Origin of the sequence: Pseudomonas sp. G11 (assembly GCF_029457515.1) — a bacterium.
In the GTDB taxonomy this organism is placed as follows: domain Bacteria; phylum Pseudomonadota; class Gammaproteobacteria; order Pseudomonadales; family Pseudomonadaceae; genus Aquipseudomonas; species Aquipseudomonas gorinensis.
On record NZ_CP120377.1, the window covers coordinates 2,171,512 to 2,192,999 of the forward strand.

Consider the following 21,488-nt stretch of genomic DNA (forward strand, 5'->3'; position numbering starts at 1 on the left):
CGCTGCTTTTTACTTCAGGTGTTGCTTCAGCTCCTGCGATGCCTGCAGCAAGGCCGAACGCACCGCTGGCACTTGGCTGACCACATTGAGCAAGCCGTAGTCGTGGATCATGCCGTTATAGCGCACGGCGGTCACCGGGACGCCGGCCTGGTCCAGCTTGCGCGCATAGGCTTCGCCCTCGTCCCGCAGCACGTCGGCACCGGCCGTCTGAATCAGCGCGGGCGGCAAGCCCTTGAGCTGATCGGTGGTCGCCCGCAACGGCGAGGCATAGATCTCGGCCCGCTGCTTGGCGTCGGTGGTGTAGTTGTCCCAGAACCATTTCATCATGTTCCTGGTGAGGAAGTGCCCTTCGGCGTACTGGTTGTAGGACGCTGTCTCGAAGTTGGCATCGGTCACCGGCCACAGCAGCAACTGGAACTTGATCGCGGGTGTGCCCTTGTCCTTGGCCATCAGGCTGACGACGGCTGCCATATTGCCGCCGACGCTATTGCCCGCGACCGCCAGGCGTTTGCCGTCGACGTTGATGTCCTTGCCGTGCTCGGCGACCCATTTGGTTGCGCCATAGGCCTGGTTGATCGCCACCGGGTAGTGAGCTTCCGGTGAAGGCGTGTAGTTGACGAAGACCGCCACGGCTCCCGAACCCACCACCAGATCGCGCACCAGGCGCTCGTGAGTCGGGTAATCGCCCAATACCCAGCCGCCGCCGTGGAAGAACATGAACACCGGCAATGTGCCCTTGACCCCGGCTGGCCGCACGATGGTCAGGCCCAGCGGCTGGCCATCGACCTGGATGGTCTTCTGGCTGACGTCCGCCTTGGGCAAGGTCAACTTCACACCCGCCTGAGCTCCCGTCAGCACGGCACGGGCGTCCTTGGGCGTCAGTTGCTCCATCGGCTTGCCGGTGCCGGCGTTCAAGACATCGAGGAATGCCTGGGTGTTGTGCTCGACATCATCCGTCGCCGCGAACGCGTGGGTGATGGACAGGGCGAGCAGGGTGCCAGTAAGCGCTTTGCCAAATCTGTTCATGTTCTTCTCCAGGTGTCGCAGCAGGGTTAGACGGTTACGTGCAGGCGCACATCGACGTTGCCACGGGTGGCGTTGGAGTAAGGGCAAACCTGGTGAGCCGCGTCGACCAGGCTTTGCGCATCGTCCTGAGCCAGGCCGGGCAGGCTGATGTGCAGGTCGATGTCCAGGCCGAAACCGCCGGGGATCTGGCCGATACCGACATGAGCCGTGATCGAGGCGTCATCCGGGATCTTGCGTTTGGTCTGGCTGGCGACGAATTTCAGGGCGCCGATAAAGCAGGCCGAGTAGCCGGCGGCGAACAGTTGCTCAGGGTTGGTGGCCTGGCCACCGGCACCGCCCAGTTCTTTAGGTGTGGAGAGTTTGACGTCGAGGATGTTGTCGCTGGAAACAGCACGACCGTCACGGCCGCCAGTGGAAGTGGCTACTGCGGTGTAGAGAGTTTGCATGGTGTGGTCCTCTTGGTTTTCAGCGCTAAATGTTTGCGCGCTAAGTAGTTGGTGAAGCGAATGTATAGCGCTAATGTTTTGTGCGCAAGATAAATTTACAAATATTTTTGTGGGGCGCTACAAAGCAATATGGGAGGGCGCTTGCTCCCGATGGTGGTGGGTCAGTCAATAGATTGGTTGACTGACCCACCACCATCGGGAGCAAGCGCCCTCCCACATGTTGAGTGTTTTGCTGTTGTGTTTAGATCGCGTTCTGCAGGTTGCCTCGCAACGCAATCAAATCCGCCTGCAACTTGCGCAGCTGCTCCAGCTCCAAGCCGCTGGCACCGAGGATGCACTGTGGGACCCCCATGGCCTTTTCCTGCAAGGTACGCCCGGCCTCGGTCAGTTCCACCACGACCACGCGTTCATCTTCGCGGCTACGAGTGCGGCTGAGCAGGCCCTCGGCTTCCAGGCGCTTGAGCAGGGGCGTCAGCGATCCTGGATCAGTCAGCAGGCGGCTGCTGATTTCGCCGACGGTCAAGCCATCTTCTTCCCACAACACCATCATTGCCAGGTACTGCGGGTAGGTCAGGCCAAGCGCTTGCAGCAGTGGCTTGTAGACCTTGGTCATCAGCAATGACGTGGAGTGCAGGGCGAAACACAACTGGTTGTCCAGCAGCAGGGATTCGCAAGGGGTGGGATTTTTGCTCATGGCGGGGCCTCGAAAAAGCGTCAATGGCCTGGAATCTAGCGGGCAAATCTTTAATGCGCCAGATAATTCTGGCCGAGCGGTCAGGCCAGTCCGCTTTGCAATGCCAGATCCCAGGGCGGCACGGGGCTGAAACGGGATTTCAGGTATTCCAGCAACAACCGGCTGCGTGCATTCGGCTGTTGCTCCAGGCGCAGCGCATAGATCCCGGTGGTTTCCGGGCTGGGCAGGCCGTTTTCACAAAACAGTGGCAACAATTCGCCACGCACCAGGTATTCACTGGCCAGCCAGGTCGGCAGGTGGGCGATACCCAACCCGGCGAGGGCCCCTGACAGCAGGGCTTCAGCGTTGTTGGCGCTCATGCGGATACGTTGCGGGCGATAGGTGGCGCGGCGCCCGTCCAGTTCGAAGCGCCAGGCAAACATCGGCGCCAGGCCATCCCAGTCCAGGCCGTCGTGTTCGCTCAGTTCCCGCGGATGAGTCGGCGTGCCGCGGCTTTTCAGGTAGGCCGGGCTGGCACAGGCGATGCGCACGATACTGGCAAGCGGCGTGGCAATCAGCCGGGTATCGACGATATGCCCGGCGCGCAATATCAGGTCGACCTTGCCCAAATGCGCGCCCTGCATATCGACAAAACTGTCGATCAAATGCAGGTGCACATCCAGTCCCGGATACACATTCAGGAAGTCTGCAATCACCGGTGCCAGATGCCGTCGCCCGAAAGCCGCCGGGGCGTCCACGCGAATCAATCCTTCCGGCGCGTGGCTCAGGGAGACGGCTTCGGCTCGCGCCAGTTGCAACTCGCTGACAATCCGCCGCGCCCGCTCGGCAAAGGCCAGGCCGGCCGGTGTCGGCACCACCGCATGGGTGCTGCGCTGGAACAAGCGGCTGCCCACCGAACTTTCCAGGCTGTCGATGCGCCTGGCCACCGCCGAGGGCGTCAGTGGATGGCGGCGTGCGGCCGCGGAGAAGCTACCCGACTCCAATACATCGAGGAACAGGCTCAGTTGGTCGGTGAGGGTATTGGGGTTCATGGGCAAATGCTTGTGCGAAATTGGCACAGCCATTGTGCGTCGCTATGCGTATCCGCGCCAGGGCCGACTGCGTAGCATGCAAGGCCTGGGATTTGTGGAGTGGCAAGTGGTGTTGGATTTAGCGATGTACTTGGTATTGGGCGCGGCCCTGGGCACGATGGGCGGTTTGTTTGGCATCGGGGGCGGGCTGATTGCCATCCCGGTGCTCGGCGTATGGTTCGGCCTGGATCAGCAGATTGCCCAAGGCACTGCCCTGGTGATGGTGGTGCCCAACGTGATGCTCGCCCTGTGGCGCTATCACCAGCGTAACCGTATCGAGCTGCGCCACGCATTGCCGCTGGGTGTGATGGGTTTCAGCTTTGCCTGGCTGGGCTCGATCTGGGCGGTGGGCCTGGATGCCGGCGCGATGCGTATCGGTTTTATTGTCTTTCTGGTGGCATTGTCAGCCTACAACCTGGTGCGCATGTTCACGCGTAATGCACCGCCGACTGCGCAGATGCGTTATTCCTGGCCATGGCTCGGGGTGTTGGGTGCCGTCTCCGGGTCCATGGGCGGCTTGTTTGGCGTGGGCGGCGCAGTGGTTGCCACGCCGGTGCTGACCAGTGTGTTTGGCACCACTCAGGTGGTCGCCCAAGGGTTGTCCCTGGCCCTGGCGCTGCCGAGCACGAGCGTCACCCTGGCCACCTATGCCTGGCACCATGAGGTCGACTGGATGATCGGCATCCCGCTGGCGGTCGGTGGCCTGCTCAGCATCAGTTGGGGCGTGAAAGTCGCCCATGCGCTGCCGGAGCGGTTATTGCGGGGGTTGTTCTGCGGCTTCCTGGTGGTGTGCGCGGTGATGCTGACCTTTAAAGTTTGAAACCTTCGACGATGTAATCGGCCAGGCAATCGGTGATGGGCGAGGCCATCAGCGGGTTACGCAACAAGCGCAGGTTCATCGACGGCAAGGGGGGGAAGCCGTCGTCGCTGCCGAGCACACGCAGGTCGTCGGTGACCAGGCTTTCCATGCTGACCATGGCCGCGAGGCCGGCGCTGACCACGGCCTGGATCGCCGCCCCGTTGGAGCTGTGATAGGCCAGGCGATAATCCCGTCCGGTCGTCTCCAATGCTGCGCAGGCCCACTGGGTGTAAAGGCAGTCGTCGCCAGAAACGGCCAGTGGCAAGGCGTCGTGTTCGTCCGTGCAGAAGCACGGCGCTGCCGCCCACACCATGCGCTCGGTGCGCAACAGCTCACCGAGATCGTTGCCCGGCTCGCGACTGATCACCGTCAACGCCAAGTCCTGTCGCTGCATCAGCACCGTTGAGGACTCACAGTGCATCTCGATCTGGATCAGTGGGTAAGCCTTGGAAAACTGTTTGAGAATGCCAGGCAGAAAACGCATCACGTAGTCATCCGGCGTGCCGATCCGTACCAGCCCGACCATATGGGGCTCGCGCAACGTGTTGAACACTTCGCTGTGCAGTTTCAGGATGCGCCGCGCATACCCCAGCAGCACCTGGCCTTCGGGCGTCAGCCGTACCTGGCGACCGTCGCGCTCGAATAACTTGCGCTGCAACACATCCTCTTCCAGGCGCTTCATCTGCATGCTCACCGCCGACTGGGTGCGGTTGACTCGTTCGCCCGCACGGGTAAAACCGCCCAGGTCGGCGATGGCGACGAAGGTGCGTAGCACTTCGGTGTCGATGCTGGGGTAGCCGGACAATTGATCAATCTCCGAGATGTATTGCATAAGAAACATTCGTTGGATTGATCATAAGGCCAGGTACACACTCGCGTCATCCCCACGGGAGGGCGAGAAGATGAAAGGTCAAAGAGGTTTTGTGTGGCTGGCGAAGCGGCCGCTCTTCGGGCTGTTGCAGACGCTCGTGCGTTGGCAGACGCTGCGTCATGAGCGTCAGTTGTTGGCGACGTTGAGCGACGCGGCGCTCAAGGATATCGGGCTTAGTCGTGCCGACGTGGTGCGGGAAAGCCACTGGCATTTCTGGGAAGACCCGCTGCGAAAATGACCTGGGATGCAGTAGGGTAGGTCGCGAGCACCCAAGGAGATGTCCATGCCCGCTGAACTGTCCTTTTCCCTCAAGCAAGCTCGACGCATGGCGCTGGCCGCCCAGGGATTTTCCGGGCGCCCGGCGCCTGCGCTGATCAGGGCCGCGCACCTCAATCGTGTGATTGAGCGCCTCGGTGTGTTGCAGATCGATTCGGTGAACGCCGTGGTGCGCTCCCACTACCTGCCACTGTTTTCTCGCTTGGGCACTTACTCCCCTTTGCTGCTTGAACAGGCCGCCTGGAGTCAGGGGCGACGGCGCTCGCTGTTCGAGTATTGGGGGCATGAAGCTTCGTTGCTGCCGATGGCGTTGTACCCGCTGATGCGCTGGCGCATGCAACGGGCGCAGCAGGGGCGGGGCATCTATCAGCAGATGGCGCGGTTCGGGCGTGAGCAGCAGGCCACGATCCAGCGCGTTCTGAAGATCGTCGAGCAACAGGGCGCCCTGGGTGCCGGCAGCCTGTCGACCCGCGAAGAGCGTGCCGGCCCCTGGTGGGATTGGAGTGATGAAAAGCACGCGCTCGAATGGCTGTTTGCCGCAGGCCTGGTCACTGTTGCCGGCCGGCGCGGGTTTGAGCGGCTCTATGATTTGCCGGAGCGGGTGATTCCGGATGAGGTGCTTCAAGCCTCGGTGAGTGAAGCCGACGCCCAGCGTGGTTTGTTATTGCACAGCACGACCGCGTTAGGCATCGGGACTGAAAAAGACCTGCGCGATTACTTCCGTCTGGACCCTGCCGACAGTCGCAGTCGCCTGGCTGAACTGGTGGAGGACGGGCAATTACTGAGCTGTCAGGTGCAAGGTTGGAAGCAGCCGGCGTATTGCCTGCCCGAGCCGAAGGTGCCACGCAAGGTGTCGGCCAGCGCATTGCTGTCGCCGTTCGATTCGCTGATCTGGGAGCGTAGTCGCACCGAGCGGCTGTTCGATTTCCGTTATCGGTTGGAGATCTACACCCCGCAGGACAAGCGGGTGTACGGCTACTACGTGCTGCCGTTCTTGCACAACGAGCGCATTGCCGCGCGAGTCGACCTGCGTGCCGAACGCGCCAATGGGCGCCTGGCCGTGCACGCGGTGCACGAGGAAGAGCCGGGGCTGGATGAGGAGGGGATGCAGGCGTTGGCGCTGAACCTGCGGCAAATGGCCGACTGGCTGGGGCTGGAACACCTCCAGCTCAATTGCCAGCGGCCCAGTGCCGCCCGGTTGCGGATAGCCATGCTGCACTTGTAAGCGCACGGTACTTGTGTGGTGAACAAGCGTGTTGCGGCAAGCGGGTTTGATTGTGGCGAGCGGGCTTGCCCCGCGTTGGGCTGCGAGGCCGCCCCAATAAGGCCACCGCATTTCTTCTTGTTGAACCGGGAGACTGGTTTTAGGGCCGCTACGCGCCCCAACGCGGGGCAAGCCCGCTCGCCACAGTTACAGCGTGTCTGCTTAACTGACTAGCGTTTGACCTGTTTCAGTGTTTCGGCAATCAGGAACGCCAGCTCCAGCGACTGATCGGCATTCATCCGTGGGTCGCAGTGGGTGTGGTAGCGATCCGACAAGCCATCCTCGGTAATCGGCCGCGCGCCGCCGATGCATTCGGTGACATTCTGTCCGGTCATCTCGATATGAATCCCGCCGGCATAGGTGCCTTCGGCTTCATGCACTTGGAAGAACTCCTTCACCTCACCCAGGATCTGCGCGAAATCGCGGGTCTTGTAACCGCTGCTGGCCTTGATGGTGTTGCCGTGCATCGGGTCGGAGCTCCACAGCACCTGCTTGCCTTCGCGCTGCACCGCACGCAGCAGCGCAGGCAGGTGGTCACCGACCTTGTTGGCACCCATGCGCGCGATCAGGTTCAGGCGGCCGGGGTCGTTGTCCGGGTTGAGGATGTCGATCAAGCGGATCAGGTCATCCGGGTTCATGCTCGGGCCGACCTTGACCCCGATCGGGTTGTTGACCCCGCGCAGGAACTCGACATGGGCGCCATCCAACTGGCGGGTGCGATCGCCGATCCACAGCATATGGGCCGAGCAGTCGTAGTAATCGTTGGTCAGGCTGTCACGGCGCACAAAGGCTTGTTCGTAATTGAGCAGCAGGGCTTCGTGGGCGGTGAAGAAGCTGGTTTCGCGTAATTGCGGCGAACTGTCCATGCCGCAGGCGCGCATAAACGCGAGCGTTTCGTCGATACGGTCCGCCAACTGGCTGTACTTCTCGGCCAGGGCCGAGTTGGCGATAAAGTCCAGGTTCCACTTGTGCACCTGGTGCAGGTCGGCAAACCCGCCCTGGGCAAATGCGCGCAGCAGGTTGAGGGTGGCGGTGGACTGGTGGTAGGACTGCAGCAGGCGGTCCGGGTCCGGCACACGGCTTTTTTCGTCGAAGCCGATGCCGTTGACGATATCGCCACGGTAGGCGGGCAGGGTGATGCCGTCGATGGTTTCATCGTTGGATGAGCGCGGCTTGGCGAACTGGCCGGCCATGCGCCCGACTTTCACCACTGGGCAACCGGCGGCGAAGGTCATCACGATCGCCATCTGCAACAGCACCTTGAAGGTGTCGCGGATTTTCGCGGCGGAGAATTCGGCGAAGCTCTCGGCGCAGTCGCCGCCTTGCAGCAGGAATGCACGACCCTGGGTCACTTCGGCAAACTGACGGCGCAACTCGCGGGCTTCCCCGGCGAACACCAGCGGCGGGTAGCTGGCCAGGTTCTGCTCCACTTGCAGCAAGTGTGCAGCGTCCGGGTACTGGGGTTGTTGCTGGATCGGCAGGGCGCGCCAGCTGTCGGGGCTCCAGGGTTGGCTCATCATGAACTCGATTGGCTGATTGACGGTCGGACGCCAATGTTATCAGCAATTAGTGCGTGACCTGTTGCCGCCGGTTGGCTGACAATCGCGCCTTTGCCATGCGGTAAACCCTTTTAGGAGTAGTGATGACCGAGGAGCGTGTCGAGCGCCTGCTGGCCGAAGTCCATGATGATTTCGGCATGATCCGTGTGCTCGAAGTGGCCGATTACCGTTTTCTCGAGTTCGGCGATGCCATCGAGCAAAGCTGTGTGTTCACCGCCGACCCGAGCTGGCTGGAGTACGACTACACCCGCGCGATGCTGATTGGCGCGTTGTGCCATGAACAGCCGGAGAGCGCGTTGTTCCTCGGTTTGGGCGCCGGTACGTTGACCCAGGCCTGCCTCAGGTTCCTGCCGCTGGAGGATGTCGAAGCCATCGAGCTGCGCCCCGATGTGCCGCGCCTGGCCATCGAGTTCCTGGGGCTGGACGATGACCCGCGCTTGTACATCCGTATCGGCGATGCCCTGGAGTTGCTGGATACTGCCGAAACGGCAGACCTGATTTTCGTCGACCTGTACACCGATGTCGGTCCAGGTGTCGGGCACCTGGCCTGGACATTCCTGGAAAACTGCCAGAAGAAACTCAACCCCGGCGGCTGGCTGGTCATCAACCAGTGGGCCACCGACGATGGCAAGCCGCTGGGTGCGGCCTTGCTGCGTGGGTTGTATCACCGGCATTACTGGGAACTGCCGGTGAAGGAGGGCAATGTGATCCTGCTGGTGCCGTCGGAGCTGGATCAGGTATTGGACATCGACGCACTGACGGCCCGCGCCGAAGCCTTGGCGCCGCGCTTGGGGTATTCGTTGCAGCCATTGATCAAGGCGATTCGGTCCGCGACCTAGTTGTCTGTACCGACGCCATCGGGGGCAAGCCCCCTCCCACATTTGAAATGAGTTCCCAATGTGGGAGGGGGCTTGCCCCCGATGGCGTCGCTACTGCCAACTCAAATGCCCTTGAACACCCCCGGCCGCTTCTCGACCATCGCCCGCACGCCTTCTTTGGCATCCTCGCTGTTCAGCAATTTATCCACCATCGGCGGTAACGCAGCCGCCGCCACGGTTTCGCCTTCCATCCGCGCCAGGCGTGCCGACATCAAGGTGGCCTGCACGCCGAGCGGTGCCTGGCGCGCAATACGGCTGGCCAGTTCAATGGCGCGGGGCAGCAGGTCTTCGCTGGCCATGACCTCTTGCACCAACCCCAGGCGCAGGGCTTCGTGGGCGTCGAACTCATCGCCGGTGAGCAGCCAGCGCATGGCGTTCCCCCAGCCGGCGATCTGATGAAAGCGCAACGTCGCACCGCCAAAGGGAAAGATCCCCCGCTGGACTTCCATCTGCGCGAAGCGGGTGTTGCTGGCGCAGAGATTGATATCCGCTGCCAGCATCAACTCGATACCGATGGTCAGGCAGTAGCCCTGCGCGGCGACGATCACCGGTTTGCTGACCCTGGGGCCGGCGAATACCCCCCACGGATCACAGCCCCCCAGCGGGGGCTGCCAACCCCCCGCCATCACGCCGCTGACATTGGCCAGGTCCAGCCCGGCGGTGAAGTGGTCGCCATGGGCAAAGACCACCGCCACCCGAGCCTCATCGTTTCGATCAAATTCGCCATAGGCCAGGCTCAGCTCATTGAGCAGATCCAGGTCAAAGGCGTTGCGCTTGGCTACCCTGTCCAGGCCTAACAGCAGGACATGGCCCCGGAGTTCACGGCTGACGCGGCTGCTGCTGGCTTGATTCATCGGGTGTGCCCTCGGGCGCAGGGAAAGGTTTCAGACCAAAGGTCTCACGGGGGAGGTGAACCGTTTAAGTGTTCTGGCCAACAGGGCCGGGCCTTTGAAAAATAGACCCTGCCGCACTTAACTGCAAAGGCTGTGACGCGGTGCGGTTTATCGGCGCTTGGCGATAAAAAAAGCTCCCTTTTTCAGCTATTTCCGGTATAGTGCGCGCCGGCCTTTAACCGGGCCGCGTTTAGGTAGCGCAATTCCCCGAAGTCAGCTTCGGCTGCACGTCCGCACAGCGGACTCTTCCTTGACGAATCTTTTTCATTCATTCGTTTTCGCAAATCCCCGCCGACAAAGCAGCCAGGGCGACTCTTGAGTCTCAACACGGCATGCGCAGCTTTGGAGCATGGGTCTTTGCGGATGCACTTAGAGGCAGACCCATGACCCAGGAAACCGGCGGCTTCGCCGCTTTTAATCTTAACCCGAACATTCTTGCTGCCGTCATTGCGACCGGCTACGAAGAACCTTCGGCGATTCAGCAGCAATCGATCCCGATCATCATGGCCGGCCAGGACATGATTGGCCAGGCGCAAACCGGTACCGGCAAAACCGCCGCGTTCGCCCTGCCTATCCTGCACTGCATCGATCCTGCCAAGCGCGAACCGCAAGCCCTGATCCTGGCGCCAACTCGTGAGTTGGCGCTGCAAGTAGCAACCGCTTTTGAAACCTACGCCAAGCAAATGCCGGGCGTTACCGTTGTGGCCGTCTATGGCGGTGCGCCAATGGGCCCACAACTGAAAGCAATCCGTAATGGCGCACAGATCGTTGTCGCCACCCCGGGTCGCCTGTGTGACCACCTGCGTCGTGACGAGAAAGTCCTGTCGACCGTGAACCACCTGGTTCTGGACGAAGCTGACGAAATGTTGAAGCTGGGCTTCATGGATGACCTGGAAGTCATCTTCAAGGCACTGCCACCGACCCGTCAGACCGTACTGTTCTCGGCCACCCTGCCACAGTCGATCCGTGCCATTGCCGAACGCCATCTGCGCGATCCGCAACACGTTAAGATCCAGACCAAGACCCAGACCGTTACCGCGATCGAACAGGCTCACCTGTTGGTTCACGCTGACCAGAAGACCTCGGCTGTATTGAGCTTGCTGGAAGTCGAAGACTTCGACGCCCTGATCATGTTCGTGCGCACCAAGCAAGCGACCCTGGACCTGGCCAGTGCCCTCGAAGCCAAAGGCTACAAAGCCGCTGCGCTGAACGGTGACATCGCCCAGAACCAACGTGAGCGCGTGATCGACTCCCTCAAGGATGGCCGTCTGGACATCGTTGTGGCGACCGACGTTGCTGCCCGTGGCCTCGACGTTCCACGTATCACCCACGTGTTCAACGTTGACATGCCTTACGATCCAGAGTCCTACGTTCACCGTATCGGCCGTACTGGCCGTGCCGGTCGCGAAGGTCGTGCACTGCTGCTGGTGACTCCGCGTGAGCGCCGCATGCTGCAAGTGATCGAGCGTGTCACCGGCCAGAAGGTTGCCGAGGTCCGCCTGCCGGATGCCCAGGCCGTTCTCGATGCCCGCATCAAGAAACTGACCAACAGCCTGGCGCCGCTGGTGGCTGACGCTGAATCGACCCACGGCGACCTGCTGGACCGCCTGACCGCCGATATCGGTTGCACCCCGCGTGCCCTGGCCGCAGCCCTGCTGCGCAAGGCCACCAACGGTCAGGCCCTGACCCTGGCAGCCATCGAGAAAGAACGTCCACTGGTTCCGAACAGCGCGCCACGCGGTGATCGTCCAGAGCGTTCGGGCGACCGTCCAGACCGTGGTGATCGTGAGCGTCGTGCTCCGGTCCCATTGGCTGAAGGTCGTGCTCGTTGCCGTACCGCGCTGGGCGCGCGTGACGGTATCGCGGCCAAGAACCTGCTGGGCGCTATCCTCAACGAGGGTGGCCTGGCACGTGAAGCCATCGGTCGTATCCAGGTCCGTGACAGCTTCTCCTTGGTGGAACTGCCGGAAGACGGTCTGGAAAAACTGCTGACCAAGCTGAAAGACACTCGCGTTGCCGGTAAGCAGCTCAAACTGCGTCGCTACCGCGAAGATTGATCCGCCCTTGGGCTGATTGATCGCACATAAAAAATCCCCGACTGGTTCGGGGATTTTTTATGTCATGTGGAAAAGGGGTGGGCCCCCACATTTAGATCTCCATCAGCCAAAACGATAGATGTCCATGCCCAGGGCCCCCAGGGTGAAGCCTTGGTGCGCCACGCTGAAGGGCCCCCCGGCACCCCGCGCGAAGTACAGGGGCAACAAATGCTCATCGCTGGGATGGCTGCGCACTGCATGGGGCGCCTGGCGGCGATAATCGTGCAGCGCGGCTTCGTCATTGGCAGCGAGCTTGTCCACCACCCAATCGCGGAACTCCCGCGCCCACGGTTCGATGCTCTCGGGGCCGGCGTGCCAGTTCAGTTCACCCAGGTTGTGGGTGATGCTGCCGGAGCCGATCAGCAGCACACCTTGTTCGCGCAGGCTGGCCAGAGCATGCCCGACTCGTGTCTGCAGGGCAGGGCCCATGCGACTGGGGAGGGAGACCTGTACCACTGGAATATCCGCCGCCGGGTACATCAGCGACAACGGTACCCATGTGCCATGGTCGAACGGGCGATGCTCGTCGATGCGGGCATTCAGGCCATCGGCATGCAACAGTTCGACAATTTCGGCGGCCAGTTGCGGATCGCCCGGCGCTGGGTATTGGACCGCGAACAATTCGCGCGGGAAGCCGCCGAAGTCATGCCAGGTTTCGGGGGCGGCGCCGCCGCTGACCAGTAGTTCCTGGCTCTCCCAATGCGCCGACACCACCACGATCGCCTTGGGCCGTGGCAGTTCAGCGGCCAGGCGCTGCAGGGCCGGGCCGCTGGCACCCGGTTGCAGGGCGAGCATGGGCGAACCGTGAGAGATAAATAGGCTGGGGAACATAGGAGGGATCCTGAGCGTTAATATGGCGCTATCTTCAATCAGATCATTGATCTAAATCTAATATAAGTTTTAGCGCCTTTTGATCGAATTTTCAGGGTGATTTATGGAGCCTACATTTTGGCGGGAGCGCTGGGCGCGCAATCAGATCGGATTTCACTTGCCGCAGGTCAATCCACATCTGCAACGGCATTGGCCGCAACTGGGCTTGGCGGATGGAGCAAAAGTGTTGGTGCCGCTGTGTGGCAAAAGCCTGGACCTGGTGTGGCTGGCCAGCCATGGGCACCCCGTGCTGGGGGTGGAGTTGTCGGAGCAGGCGGTGCAAGCCTTCTTCAGCGAGCAGGGGCTGACGCCACGTATCAGCCAGCATGGCGTGTTCAGCGTGTATCAGGCTGATGTGATCGAGGTGTGGTGCGGCGACTTCTTCGCCCTCGATGCTGAGGCCGTGGCCGATTGCTGCGCGCTCTATGATCGCGCGGCGTTGATTGCACTGCCGCCGCTGATGCGGGCGCAATACACCGAGCATCTCAATCGCCTGCTGGGTTCGGGCTGCAAGGGGCTGCTGATCACCCTCGATTACGATCAGACGCAAAAGGCCGGCCCGCCCTTTGCGGTCACCGATGAAGAGGTGAAAGTATTGTTGGGCGCACATTGGACCTTGGACATCCTCGAGGAGCAGGACATCCTGGGCGATAGCTGGAAGTTCGTTCAGGACGGCGTCACGCGCCTTGAAGAGCGTGTCTACCGCCTGACCAAGGGGTAAATCGCACGCACAAAAAAAGGGGCGATCAGATCGCCCCTTTTTGCGTGACTGCGGGTTATCAGCCGCGACGACGCAGTGCGTCGATCCGCTCTTCCAGCGGCGGGTGGCTCATGAACATGCGTGCCAGGCCCTGCTTGATACCGCCGTTGATGCCGAATGCGGTCAGGCTGTCCGGCATATGCACCGGCAGGCCCTGTTCGGAGCGCAGGTGTTGCAGGGCTGCGATCATCGCCCCGGTACCGGCCAGGCGGGCCCCCGCTTCGTCTGCGCGGAATTCGCGTTTGCGCGAGAACCACATCACGATCGCGCTGGCCAGGAAGCCCAGCACCACTTCGGCGAAGATGGTCGCCACGAAATAGGCAATGCCACGGCCTTCTTCGTTCTTGAAGATCACCTTGTCGACAAAGTTGCCGATGATCCGCGCGAAGAACATCACGAAGGTGTTCACCACGCCCTGGACCAGCGCCAGGGTGACCATGTCACCGTTGGCCACGTGGCCGATCTCGTGGGCCAGTACCGCCTTCACTTCATCGTACGAGAAGCGTTCCAGCATGCCCTGGCTCACTGCAACGAGCGCGTCGTTCTTGTTCCAGCCGGTGGCAAAGGCGTTGGCTTCATAGGCCGGGAAGATCCCGACCTCGGGCATCTTGATGCCTGCCTCGCGGGACAACTGCTCAACGGTTTGCAGCAGCCATTGCTCGTGGCGGGTACGTGGCTGGGTGATGACCTGGGTGCTGGTGCTCATCTTCGCCATCCACTTGGAAATGAACAGCGAGAACAGCGAGCCGGCAAAACCAAAGACCGCACAGAAAATCAGCAGCTGATTGAGGTTCAGATCAACCCCGTTGGCCGCCATGAACCCGTTGAAGCCGAAAAGGCTCAGGGTGATGCTGGCAATCAGCACGACCGCCAGGTTAGTGGCCAAGAACAGCAGGATGCGCATCATGGTTGTAGAGTTCTCCTCATGCTTAATATGTCGCGTACTGCGGGGTATATAAGGTGCGGCCTGGGGTGATTCAACCGAGCGACTATTTCAAACTGTGTCCTACAGCCTGAATGTAAAGCCTTGAAAGGATTTTCCGACAAGAAATCTCGCATGTTATCGGTCTCCCATCCCCTTGCCGCCCTGTAATTACAGGGGGTAGATGCTTTGCAGGGGGCAACGGACCTGCCGGGGAGAATGAAGGCAAAGAAGTGTTGCCAGATAATCGCTGTACGACCGAATGCCGGTCGTACAGCGCCATGGCCCTTACTGGCGATAGGACTTGAGGAAGTTGCCGATACGACCAATGGCCATTTCCAGGTCATCCACACGCGGCAAGGTCACCACGCGGAAGTGATCCGGCCACGGCCAGTTGAACGCTGTGCCTTGCACCACCAGCAGCTTTTCCGACAGCAGCAGGTCGAGTACGAACTTCTCGTCGTTGAGAATCGGGCAGACCTTCGGGTCGATCCGCGGGAAGGCATACAGCGCGCCCATTGGCTTCACGCAACTGACTCCCGGGATATCGTTGAGCAGTTCCCAGGTGCGGTTGCGCTGTTCAAGCAGGCGGCCCTGGGGCAATACCAGGTCGTTGATGCTCTGGTAGCCACCCAGCGCCGTCTGGATCGCATGCTGGCTCGGTACGTTGGCGCACAGGCGCATATTGGCCAGCATATCGATGCCTTCGATGTAGCTCTGGGCATTGTGCTTGGGACCGGAGATGGCGATCCAGCCGGAGCGGAAGCCCGCCACGCGATAGGACTTGGACAGGCCATTGAAGGTCAGGCACAGCAGGTCCGGCGCCAGGGACGCGGTGCAGATATGCACGGCGTCGTCGTAGAGGATCTTGTCGTAGATCTCGTCGGAGAACACTACCAGGTTGTGTTGGCGTGCGAGTTCGAGCATGCCCTGCAACACTTCCCTGGAGTACACCGCGCCAGTGGGGTTGTTCGGGTTGATGATCACCAGGGCCTTGGTGTTCGGGGTGATCTTGGCCTTGATGTCGGCCAGGTCCGGGAACCAGTCGGCGCCCTCGTCGCATAGGTAATGCACCGGATGGCCACCGGCCAGGGTCACCGCGGCGGTCCACAGCGGGTAGTCGGGCGCTGGCACCAGCACTTCGTCGCCGTTGTTGAGCAAGGCCTGCATCGACATCACGATCAGCTCGGACACGCCATTGCCCAGGTAGATGTCTTCAATGCCAACACCTTCGACCTGCTTCTGCTGGTAGTACTGCATGACCGCCTTGCGCGCACTGAACAGTCCCTTGGAGTCGCTGTAGCCTTGGGCGGTGGGCAGGTTGCGGATCACATCCTGGAGAATTTCGTCCGGTGCTTCGAAACCAAAGGGCGCCGGGTTGCCAATGTTCAGCTTGAGGATGCGATGGCCTTCCTCTTCCAGGCGCTTGGCGTGCTTGAGCACTGGGCCGCGAATGTCGTAGCAGACGTTGGCGAGCTTGTTCGATTTGCTGACCTGCATGGCGATGTGATCCTGAAAATGAACGATCCAGACGGTGCGGAGCCTACCGTGCCGGGAATCCTGCGTTGGTGCACCCATAAATACGTTTGAATGCCGCTAACGCGGGTGCCAGACTGGCGTGTTGAAGAGGCGCAATCATACGTGCCGCCTGGTTCATGGAAAAGACACAGATCAGGCTTTTTAAGTTGCCGAGGTGTATCGATGGAAAAGTTGCAAAAAACGGTTGAAGAGTGGAAGGCAATGCTCGATCCAGAGCAGTACAACGTGTGCCGGCTCAAAGGCACCGAGCGGCCTTTCAGCGGTAAGTACAACGACACCAGGACGGACGGCGTGTACCACTGCATATGCTGCAATGAGCCACTGTTCGACTCCAAGGCCAAATTCGACTCCGGGTGCGGCTGGCCGAGCTTTTATGAGCCGATCGCCGACAGCGCGATGATCGAGATCCGCGATGTCAGCCACGGCATGATCCGCACCGAAGTCACCTGCGCCAAGTGCGATGCGCACCTTGGGCATGTGTTTCCCGACGGTCCGCCGCCGACGGGCCTGCGTTATTGCATCAACTCGGTGTGCCTGGACCTGGTGCCACGTTGAGCGTGAGGCGTCCCTGTGATGTCGGCAGGGACGATCTATGGCGAGGTATCAGTCCGATCAATTAAATTGCACGCAATTGAATTGAGCGCTATGTTTTCGCTTCTCTCCCGATTCGAGGCACTGCCATGAGCGACAACCTGCTGAGTATCCCTTGCACCACCATCAAGGGTGAGCAAAAGACCTTGGCCGATTACGCCGGCAAGGCCATCCTGGTGGTCAATACCGCCAGCAAGTGCGGTTTTACCCCGCAGTACAAGGGGCTGGAGCAGCTTTGGCAGACCTATAAGGACAAGGGCCTGGTGGTGCTGGGGTTCCCCTGCAACCAGTTCGGCAAGCAGGAACCGGGCAACGAAGGCGCGATTTCCGAGTTCTGCGAGCTGAACTTCGGCGTCAGCTTTCCACTGTTCAAGAAGATCGATGTCAACGGCAGCGCGGCCCATCCCCTGTTTGTGCAGTTGAAAAAACAGGCGCCGGGCCTGCTGGGCTCCAAGGGCATCAAGTGGAACTTCACCAAATTCCTGATCGGCCGCGACGGTCAGGTCGTCAAGCGCTTTGCCCCGACGACCAAGCCGCAGGACTTGACCCAAGAGATCGAAGCCCTGCTCAAATGACTGGCGTACCTTCCGTGTCCCTGGCCCTGGACGACCAGCTGTGTTTCAAGCTCTACGCGGCGTCGCGGGCGGTGACACGCGCCTACAAGCCGATGCTGGACCAGTTGGGCCTGACGTACCCGCAATACGTTGTGATGCTGGTGCTGTGGGAATGGCATGACGCAGCGGCGACCCAGGCCACGGTCAAGGCCCTGGGTGAGCGCCTGATGCTCGATTCGGGCACCTTGACGCCGTTGCTCAAGCGCCTGGAGCAGCTTGGCGCCGTGAAGCGCCAACGCAGCCTGCGCGATGAGCGTGAAGTGCATTTGAGCCTGAGCGAAGCCGGGGTGCAATTGCGCGGCCAGGCCCATCAATTGAAAACCCGATTGCTGTGCGACAGCGGCGTCGACCTCAACCAGGCCGACGCCCTGCGCGACGGCCTGGACCAATTGCTGGCTCAGATCAGAGCGTTGTCGCCTTAGGCACCCACAGGTCCAGCAGGGCGTTGAGTTCTTCCCGGCGGAACGGCTTGGCCAGGTAATCATTCATTCCCGCGGCACGGCAACGCTCGCGCTCCTCCGACAGCGCGTTGGCCGTCAAAGCGACAATGGGCAGGTCTGGCCAGCGTCCGCTGCGGCGAATCTGCCGGCTGGCTTCGTAACCGTCCATCACTGGCATGTTGCAGTCCATCAGCACCATGTCGAAGGGGCGCTCTTCTAGGCACTTGAGCGCCTCGCCACCATGGGCGGCGACGATCACTTCGCACCCCAGCTTGCTCAGCATGCCCTTGGCCACCAGTTGATTGACCGGGTTGTCCTCCACCAGCAGGATCCGCGCGCGGTTTGCAGGCGGCGCGGCGTCGAGCGGGATGGACTCAAGGATCAGTTGTGGATCACTGCGCAGGTTGCGTTGCAGGATCTGGTACAGCGCGGTACGGCTCAACGGGCGAGCCTGTTGCTGTAATGGCGCCAGCGCCGCGACTTCTTCGCTGGGCATGAAATTGCCATAAGCGGTCACCAGCAGGATCGGCGCCGTGATCGCCGGCCGCAGGCGAAACAGGCACTCCGGGCAGTCGGTGATCAGCAGGTCCGGGGCTTGCCCGCTCAAATCATCATCCAGGGCACGACAATGGGCGGTCAGCCCCCAGTGGGGCAGCAGGGTGGTGAGCAGTTCCGTCAGGCCGCTGCCGGCGTTGGTAATGACCAGCACTTCACCTTTGAGCGGCGGTTGCCGGGTGGCGGGCAAATGGGCTAGCAGGGGCAGGTCGGCGCAGAACTGGCTGCCAAAGCCGACCTCCGAACTGATGCTCAACCGCCCTTTCATTGCCTCGCACAGGTTATGGGTCAGTGCCAGGCCCAGGCCGGTGCCGCCAAACTGCCGGGTAATCCCCGCGCCGGCCTGGGTGAACGGTTGGAAGATCTTGACCTGTGCGTCCTGGGCAATGCCGATACCGGTATCGCATATATCAATTTTGACCCGGCCATCGTGGGCGCTGAGGCGAACATCCACACGGCCAAAGCGCGTGAACTTGAGGGCGTTGGACAGCAGGTTACTGACGATCTGCCGCACGCGCGTCGGATCGCCGAGCACCTGGGCCGGAAACTGCGGGTCGATCAGGCACGTCAGTTCGACACTGGGCGCGGCGTTCTGCGACAGCAGGTTGGCGGTGTCTTCCACCAGCGAGCCCAGGTCGAAGGGGATGCGTTCCAGCTCCAACTGGCCGGCGTCGAACTTGGACAGGTCGAGAATATCGTTGAGCAATTCCACCAGTACTTTGCCGGAGTCGTGGGCGATCGACAGTTGTTGGCGCTGTTCGGCGGTCAGCGGGCTGTCCAGGGACAGTGCGATCATGCCCAGCAAGCCATTGAGCGGTGTGCGGATTTCGTGGCTCATATTCGCCAGGAACGCCGCCCGCGCCTGGGCCATGTTCAGGGCGGTCAGCTTTGCGGCCTGTAGTTCCTCGTTGGACTGGCTCAGGCGCTGGTTGCTGGCCTTGAGCTCAAGGGTGCGGGCGGAGACGATGTCCTCGAGTTGCCCCAGGTACTCGGTGAGACGGTCCTCGGCGTGGCGACGCTGCTGTATCTCGGTTTCCATGTTTTCGAATTGCTGGTTGGCGACGTTGACCAGCACACCGATTTCATCGTGTTCATGCCCTGGCGGGCAGTCCAGGCGTGCCTGTTTACGGGTGCTCAGCTCACGAATGATGCGCACCAGGGGCTGGGTCAGCATGGTGTAGAACAGGCCCAGCAAGATCCCCGTCAGCAGCAGGCTGCGCGCGAAGCCGTTGAGCAAGGTGATTTCGGCGCGACGCAGGAAGCGACTGCCAAAAGCGTAGGTGTCAACGTCCAGGCGCAACACGCCCAGGGCTTCGTTGGGCATATGGCTGAGGAAAAGGCGGTCTTCAAACTGGCGGTTGGCGCCGAACAGGAAGTCGCTGAAGGGCCGATACGGGCTTTCCTTGCGCGGTCGGTCGACGTCGGCCAGCACCACGCCGTTGTTGTCGATCAACTGTGCGTGGATGATAGCGGGGGAATGCAACAAACCCAGGGTCAACTCCTGGGCCAGTTCGGCGTCAATGTTGTAGGCAATGCGAGACGCGGGGTTATGGCTGATTTCGATCAGGGAACGAATTTCACGGTTGATGGATGCGTCTTCGCTGGCATAATCAATGCCGATTTGGATAAGGCTGAGCAAGGTTCCCAAGACGAAACCGACCAGCACCGTCAATCTGGCTTGTTTATAAGACAAGCGGTGGGCGAACTTGATATCCATCGAGTGTTGAACCACTTCACGTGTCCCTTCGCCCGGCAAGCATAGCTGAACATCCACAGGCTCTGGCTTGCCCGGCACGAATCGTTAGGTTTTATGGGGGCAGCCCCCAGCAGTCAGCCGTAGGGTTGCCAATACGCCATCTTTTGCAAGAACTTGCCAGAGGAATAGTCGTGGATTCTCGATTGAATGCCTTTCTTGAGCGTGCCGACGCTGTGCTCGCTCGCCTGGAACCCTTGTTACCCGCTCCGCGCCAAACCATCGACTGGAACCAATGCCTCGCCGCCCGGTGGCAGCGTGACGGTCGCAGCGGCTTTTTGCTGCCCCTGGACGTGAGCCTGGACATGCGCTTGTCTGACTTGATCGGCGTCGACAAGCAGCGTGAACAACTGGCGCGCAACACCCAGCAGTTTCTCGACGGCTTGCCGGCCAACCATGCGTTGCTGTGGGGGGCGCGCGGCACCGGTAAATCGTCCATGGTGCGGGCCTTACTCGCCCAGCACGCCAAGGCCGGCTTGCGCCTGATCGAGATCGAACGTGATCACCTGGCTGACCTGCCGCGCGTGGTCGAGCAATTGCTCAAGTTGCCGCAGCGTTTCATCCTGTTCTGCGATGATTTGTCGTTCGAGGCTGGCGAAGGCGACTACCGCGTACTCAAGAGCGTGCTCGACGGATCCCTGGAGCAGGCCCCGGAGAACGTGTTGCTGTACGCCACGTCCAACCGTCGTCACCTGGTGCCGGAAAACCAGAGCGACAACGACAATTGGAAGCGCGTGGATGGCGAGCTGCACCCCAGTGAAGCGGTGGAAGACAAGATCGCCTTGTCCGACCGTTTTGGCCTGTGGTTGTCGTTCTACCCGTTTTCCCAGGAACACTTCCTTAACGTGGTCGAGCACTGGATCGGTGAGCTGGCGAACAAGGCCGGCTTGCCGTGGCAGCGCGATGAAGCCCTCGACATCCTCGCCGTACGCTGGGCCACCGGGCGTGGCAATCGCAACGGCCGGTGCGCGTATCAGTTCGCCCGTTACTGGGTGGGCCTTAAATTGCTGGAGCGTCAACCATGATCGATTTGCAACAGGCCGGTACCGGTCTGGATGGCTATGCCCTGTTGTGCGCGCAGCTGGAGTCGCTGCTGGCCGATGAGCGGGATTTCATCGCCAATAGCGCGCAGTTTTCTGCGTTCTTGTTCAACCAGCTGGACGACCTGAACTGGGCCGGCTTTTACTTCAACCGCAATGATGAATTGGTGCTCGGCCCGTTCCAGGGCCAGATCGCCTGCGTGCGTATCCCCTTCGGTCGTGGCGTATGTGGGGCGGCCGCGGCAACGCGGCAAACCCAGCGAGTGGAAGACGTGCACGCGTTCCCCGGGCATATCGCCTGTGACAGTGCCTCGAACAGTGAGCTGGTGGTGCCGCTGGTCAAGAACGGCCAACTGATTGGCGTCCTCGACCTCGATAGCCCTTCGCTGGCCCGCTTTACCGTGCAGGACCAGGCCGGTATCGAACAGTTGGCGGCGATTTTCCTGCGGTTGACCGACTGCTGACAGGTGGC

Annotated in this window: 22 protein-coding genes; 11 read left to right on the forward strand and 11 right to left on the reverse strand. The window is 61.2% G+C overall.

What is annotated here, in order from left to right; all coding sequences use genetic code 11:
• Positions 1-9: 9 nt before the first annotated feature.
• The 4 genes from P2T68_RS09955 to P2T68_RS09970 all read right to left on the reverse strand — a co-directional run bounded on the left by P2T68_RS09955 (position 10) and on the right by P2T68_RS09970 (position 3,197).
• The gene (locus tag P2T68_RS09955; protein ID WP_069075547.1) at positions 10-1,026 is read right to left on the reverse strand and encodes an alpha/beta hydrolase; all 1,017 of its coding nucleotides are present in this window, start codon (positions 1,024-1,026) and stop codon (positions 10-12) included.
• 26 nt (positions 1,027-1,052) lie between these two features.
• Entirely contained in the window at positions 1,053-1,472 is a 420-nt protein-coding gene (locus tag P2T68_RS09960) for an organic hydroperoxide resistance protein (protein WP_024074223.1), read from the reverse strand.
• Positions 1,473-1,713: 241 nt separating this feature from the next.
• Positions 1,714-2,166, reverse strand: coding sequence for a MarR family transcriptional regulator (locus P2T68_RS09965; protein WP_277379312.1), 453 nt, complete (start codon positions 2,164-2,166; stop codon positions 1,714-1,716).
• 80 nt (positions 2,167-2,246) lie between these two features.
• The gene (locus P2T68_RS09970) at positions 2,247-3,197 is read right to left on the reverse strand and encodes a LysR family transcriptional regulator (protein WP_277379313.1); all 951 of its coding nucleotides are present in this window, start codon (positions 3,195-3,197) and stop codon (positions 2,247-2,249) included.
• A 109-nt stretch (positions 3,198-3,306) separates the two neighbouring features.
• On the opposite strand from P2T68_RS09970, the gene P2T68_RS09975 reads away from it, so the two are divergent.
• Positions 3,307-4,056 carry a sulfite exporter TauE/SafE family protein gene (locus tag P2T68_RS09975; RefSeq protein ID WP_041161125.1) on the forward strand — a complete coding sequence of 250 codons (750 nt, stop codon included), beginning with the start codon at positions 3,307-3,309 and terminating at the stop codon, positions 4,054-4,056.
• Here the strand turns inward: P2T68_RS09975 and P2T68_RS09980 are convergent.
• Complete coding sequence (locus tag P2T68_RS09980) at positions 4,046-4,927, reverse strand: LysR family transcriptional regulator (RefSeq protein WP_024074227.1); 882 nt, start codon at positions 4,925-4,927, stop codon at positions 4,046-4,048. The two genes, P2T68_RS09975 and P2T68_RS09980, sit on opposite strands and share 11 nt — an antisense overlap.
• A gap of 70 nt (positions 4,928-4,997) precedes the next feature.
• Here P2T68_RS09980 and P2T68_RS09985 point away from each other — a divergent pair, with 70 nt between their 5' ends.
• Both P2T68_RS09985 and P2T68_RS09990 read left to right on the forward strand, forming a co-directional pair.
• A complete protein-coding gene (locus tag P2T68_RS09985; RefSeq protein WP_024074228.1) occupies positions 4,998-5,204 on the forward strand; it encodes a DUF1127 domain-containing protein in 207 nt (68 codons plus the stop codon).
• Between the two features lie 45 nt (positions 5,205-5,249).
• Positions 5,250-6,467, forward strand: coding sequence for a winged helix-turn-helix domain-containing protein (locus tag P2T68_RS09990; protein WP_277379314.1), 1,218 nt, complete (start codon positions 5,250-5,252; stop codon positions 6,465-6,467).
• Between the two features lie 209 nt (positions 6,468-6,676).
• Here P2T68_RS09990 and P2T68_RS09995 read toward each other — a convergent pair whose 3' ends face one another.
• Entirely contained in the window at positions 6,677-8,023 is a 1,347-nt protein-coding gene (locus P2T68_RS09995) for a 3-deoxy-7-phosphoheptulonate synthase class II (protein WP_041160874.1), read from the reverse strand.
• A gap of 125 nt (positions 8,024-8,148) precedes the next feature.
• On the opposite strand from P2T68_RS09995, the gene P2T68_RS10000 reads away from it, so the two are divergent.
• Entirely contained in the window at positions 8,149-8,904 is a 756-nt protein-coding gene (locus tag P2T68_RS10000) for a spermidine synthase (RefSeq protein WP_277379315.1), read from the forward strand.
• 101 nt (positions 8,905-9,005) lie between these two features.
• On the opposite strand, the gene P2T68_RS10005 is transcribed toward P2T68_RS10000, so the two are convergent.
• Complete coding sequence (locus P2T68_RS10005) at positions 9,006-9,797, reverse strand: crotonase/enoyl-CoA hydratase family protein (RefSeq protein WP_024074232.1); 792 nt, start codon at positions 9,795-9,797, stop codon at positions 9,006-9,008.
• Between the two features lie 422 nt (positions 9,798-10,219).
• On the opposite strand from P2T68_RS10005, the gene P2T68_RS10010 reads away from it, so the two are divergent.
• A complete protein-coding gene (locus tag P2T68_RS10010; RefSeq protein ID WP_024074233.1) occupies positions 10,220-11,893 on the forward strand; it encodes a DEAD/DEAH box helicase in 1,674 nt (557 codons plus the stop codon).
• Positions 11,894-11,995: 102 nt separating this feature from the next.
• Here P2T68_RS10010 and P2T68_RS10015 read toward each other — a convergent pair whose 3' ends face one another.
• Positions 11,996-12,763 (reverse strand): class III extradiol ring-cleavage dioxygenase, encoded by a 768-nt coding sequence (locus P2T68_RS10015; RefSeq protein ID WP_024074234.1) that lies wholly within the window; start codon positions 12,761-12,763, stop codon positions 11,996-11,998.
• Between the two features lie 103 nt (positions 12,764-12,866).
• On the opposite strand from P2T68_RS10015, the gene P2T68_RS10020 reads away from it, so the two are divergent.
• Positions 12,867-13,523, forward strand: a complete 657-nt coding sequence (locus tag P2T68_RS10020; RefSeq protein WP_024074235.1) for a thiopurine S-methyltransferase — start codon at positions 12,867-12,869, stop codon at positions 13,521-13,523.
• Between the two features lie 58 nt (positions 13,524-13,581).
• On the opposite strand, the gene htpX is transcribed toward P2T68_RS10020, so the two are convergent.
• Both htpX and P2T68_RS10030 read right to left on the reverse strand, forming a co-directional pair.
• Positions 13,582-14,469: a protease HtpX gene (gene htpX, locus P2T68_RS10025; RefSeq protein ID WP_024074236.1), complete on the reverse strand. Its 888-nt coding sequence runs from the start codon at positions 14,467-14,469 to the stop codon at positions 13,582-13,584.
• Between the two features lie 303 nt (positions 14,470-14,772).
• A complete protein-coding gene (locus tag P2T68_RS10030) occupies positions 14,773-15,984 on the reverse strand; it encodes a pyridoxal phosphate-dependent aminotransferase (RefSeq protein ID WP_024074237.1) in 1,212 nt (403 codons plus the stop codon).
• A gap of 201 nt (positions 15,985-16,185) precedes the next feature.
• On the opposite strand from P2T68_RS10030, the gene msrB reads away from it, so the two are divergent.
• The 3 genes from msrB to P2T68_RS10045 all read left to right on the forward strand — a co-directional run bounded on the left by msrB (position 16,186) and on the right by P2T68_RS10045 (position 17,650).
• On the forward strand, positions 16,186-16,578 hold the full coding sequence (gene msrB / locus P2T68_RS10035) for a peptide-methionine (R)-S-oxide reductase MsrB (protein ID WP_168232861.1): 393 nt from the start codon (positions 16,186-16,188) through the stop codon (positions 16,576-16,578).
• 125 nt (positions 16,579-16,703) lie between these two features.
• The gene (locus P2T68_RS10040; protein ID WP_024074239.1) at positions 16,704-17,189 is read left to right on the forward strand and encodes a glutathione peroxidase; all 486 of its coding nucleotides are present in this window, start codon (positions 16,704-16,706) and stop codon (positions 17,187-17,189) included.
• Positions 17,186-17,650, forward strand: a complete 465-nt coding sequence (locus tag P2T68_RS10045; RefSeq protein WP_024074240.1) for a MarR family transcriptional regulator — start codon at positions 17,186-17,188, stop codon at positions 17,648-17,650. Before P2T68_RS10040 ends, P2T68_RS10045 begins: the two co-directional genes overlap by 4 nt.
• Here the strand turns inward: P2T68_RS10045 and P2T68_RS10050 are convergent.
• On the reverse strand, positions 17,631-19,940 hold the full coding sequence (locus P2T68_RS10050) for a response regulator (RefSeq protein WP_277379317.1): 2,310 nt from the start codon (positions 19,938-19,940) through the stop codon (positions 17,631-17,633). The genes P2T68_RS10045 and P2T68_RS10050 overlap by 20 nt on opposite strands.
• Positions 19,941-20,110: 170 nt before the next feature.
• Here P2T68_RS10050 and P2T68_RS10055 point away from each other — a divergent pair, with 170 nt between their 5' ends.
• A complete protein-coding gene (locus P2T68_RS10055) occupies positions 20,111-21,001 on the forward strand; it encodes an ATP-binding protein (protein ID WP_150054313.1) in 891 nt (296 codons plus the stop codon).
• A complete protein-coding gene (locus P2T68_RS10060) occupies positions 20,998-21,480 on the forward strand; it encodes a GAF domain-containing protein (RefSeq protein ID WP_024074243.1) in 483 nt (160 codons plus the stop codon). The genes P2T68_RS10055 and P2T68_RS10060 overlap by 4 nt, the downstream gene beginning before the upstream one ends.
• The last annotated feature ends 8 nt before the right edge of the window (positions 21,481-21,488 follow it).

Bases quoted from the DNA above. Each gene is read 5' to 3' on its own strand.
- P2T68_RS09955 (WP_069075547.1), bottom strand. From the start codon at position 1,026: ATGAACAGATTTGGCAAAGCGCTTACTGGCACCCTGCTCGCCCTGTCC.
- P2T68_RS09960 (WP_024074223.1), bottom strand. From the start codon at position 1,472: ATGCAAACTCTCTACACCGCAGTAGCCACTTCCACTGGCGGCCGTGAC.
- P2T68_RS09965 (WP_277379312.1), bottom strand. From the start codon at position 2,166: ATGAGCAAAAATCCCACCCCTTGCGAATCCCTGCTGCTGGACAACCAG.
- P2T68_RS09970 (WP_277379313.1), bottom strand. From the start codon at position 3,197: ATGAACCCCAATACCCTCACCGACCAACTGAGCCTGTTCCTCGATGTA.
- P2T68_RS09980 (WP_024074227.1), bottom strand. From the start codon at position 4,927: ATGCAATACATCTCGGAGATTGATCAATTGTCCGGCTACCCCAGCATC.
- P2T68_RS09985 (WP_024074228.1), top strand. From the start codon at position 4,998: ATGAAAGGTCAAAGAGGTTTTGTGTGGCTGGCGAAGCGGCCGCTCTTC.
- P2T68_RS09990 (WP_277379314.1), top strand. From the start codon at position 5,250: ATGCCCGCTGAACTGTCCTTTTCCCTCAAGCAAGCTCGACGCATGGCG.
- P2T68_RS09995 (WP_041160874.1), bottom strand. From the start codon at position 8,023: ATGAGCCAACCCTGGAGCCCCGACAGCTGGCGCGCCCTGCCGATCCAG.
- P2T68_RS10000 (WP_277379315.1), top strand. From the start codon at position 8,149: ATGACCGAGGAGCGTGTCGAGCGCCTGCTGGCCGAAGTCCATGATGAT.
- P2T68_RS10005 (WP_024074232.1), bottom strand. From the start codon at position 9,797: ATGAATCAAGCCAGCAGCAGCCGCGTCAGCCGTGAACTCCGGGGCCAT.
- P2T68_RS10010 (WP_024074233.1), top strand. From the start codon at position 10,220: ATGACCCAGGAAACCGGCGGCTTCGCCGCTTTTAATCTTAACCCGAAC.
- P2T68_RS10015 (WP_024074234.1), bottom strand. From the start codon at position 12,763: ATGTTCCCCAGCCTATTTATCTCTCACGGTTCGCCCATGCTCGCCCTG.
- P2T68_RS10020 (WP_024074235.1), top strand. From the start codon at position 12,867: ATGGAGCCTACATTTTGGCGGGAGCGCTGGGCGCGCAATCAGATCGGA.
- htpX (WP_024074236.1), bottom strand. From the start codon at position 14,469: ATGATGCGCATCCTGCTGTTCTTGGCCACTAACCTGGCGGTCGTGCTG.
- P2T68_RS10030 (WP_024074237.1), bottom strand. From the start codon at position 15,984: ATGCAGGTCAGCAAATCGAACAAGCTCGCCAACGTCTGCTACGACATT.
- msrB (WP_168232861.1), top strand. From the start codon at position 16,186: ATGGAAAAGTTGCAAAAAACGGTTGAAGAGTGGAAGGCAATGCTCGAT.
- P2T68_RS10040 (WP_024074239.1), top strand. From the start codon at position 16,704: ATGAGCGACAACCTGCTGAGTATCCCTTGCACCACCATCAAGGGTGAG.
- P2T68_RS10045 (WP_024074240.1), top strand. From the start codon at position 17,186: ATGACTGGCGTACCTTCCGTGTCCCTGGCCCTGGACGACCAGCTGTGT.
- P2T68_RS10050 (WP_277379317.1), bottom strand. From the start codon at position 19,940: ATGGATATCAAGTTCGCCCACCGCTTGTCTTATAAACAAGCCAGATTG.
- P2T68_RS10060 (WP_024074243.1), top strand. From the start codon at position 20,998: ATGATCGATTTGCAACAGGCCGGTACCGGTCTGGATGGCTATGCCCTG.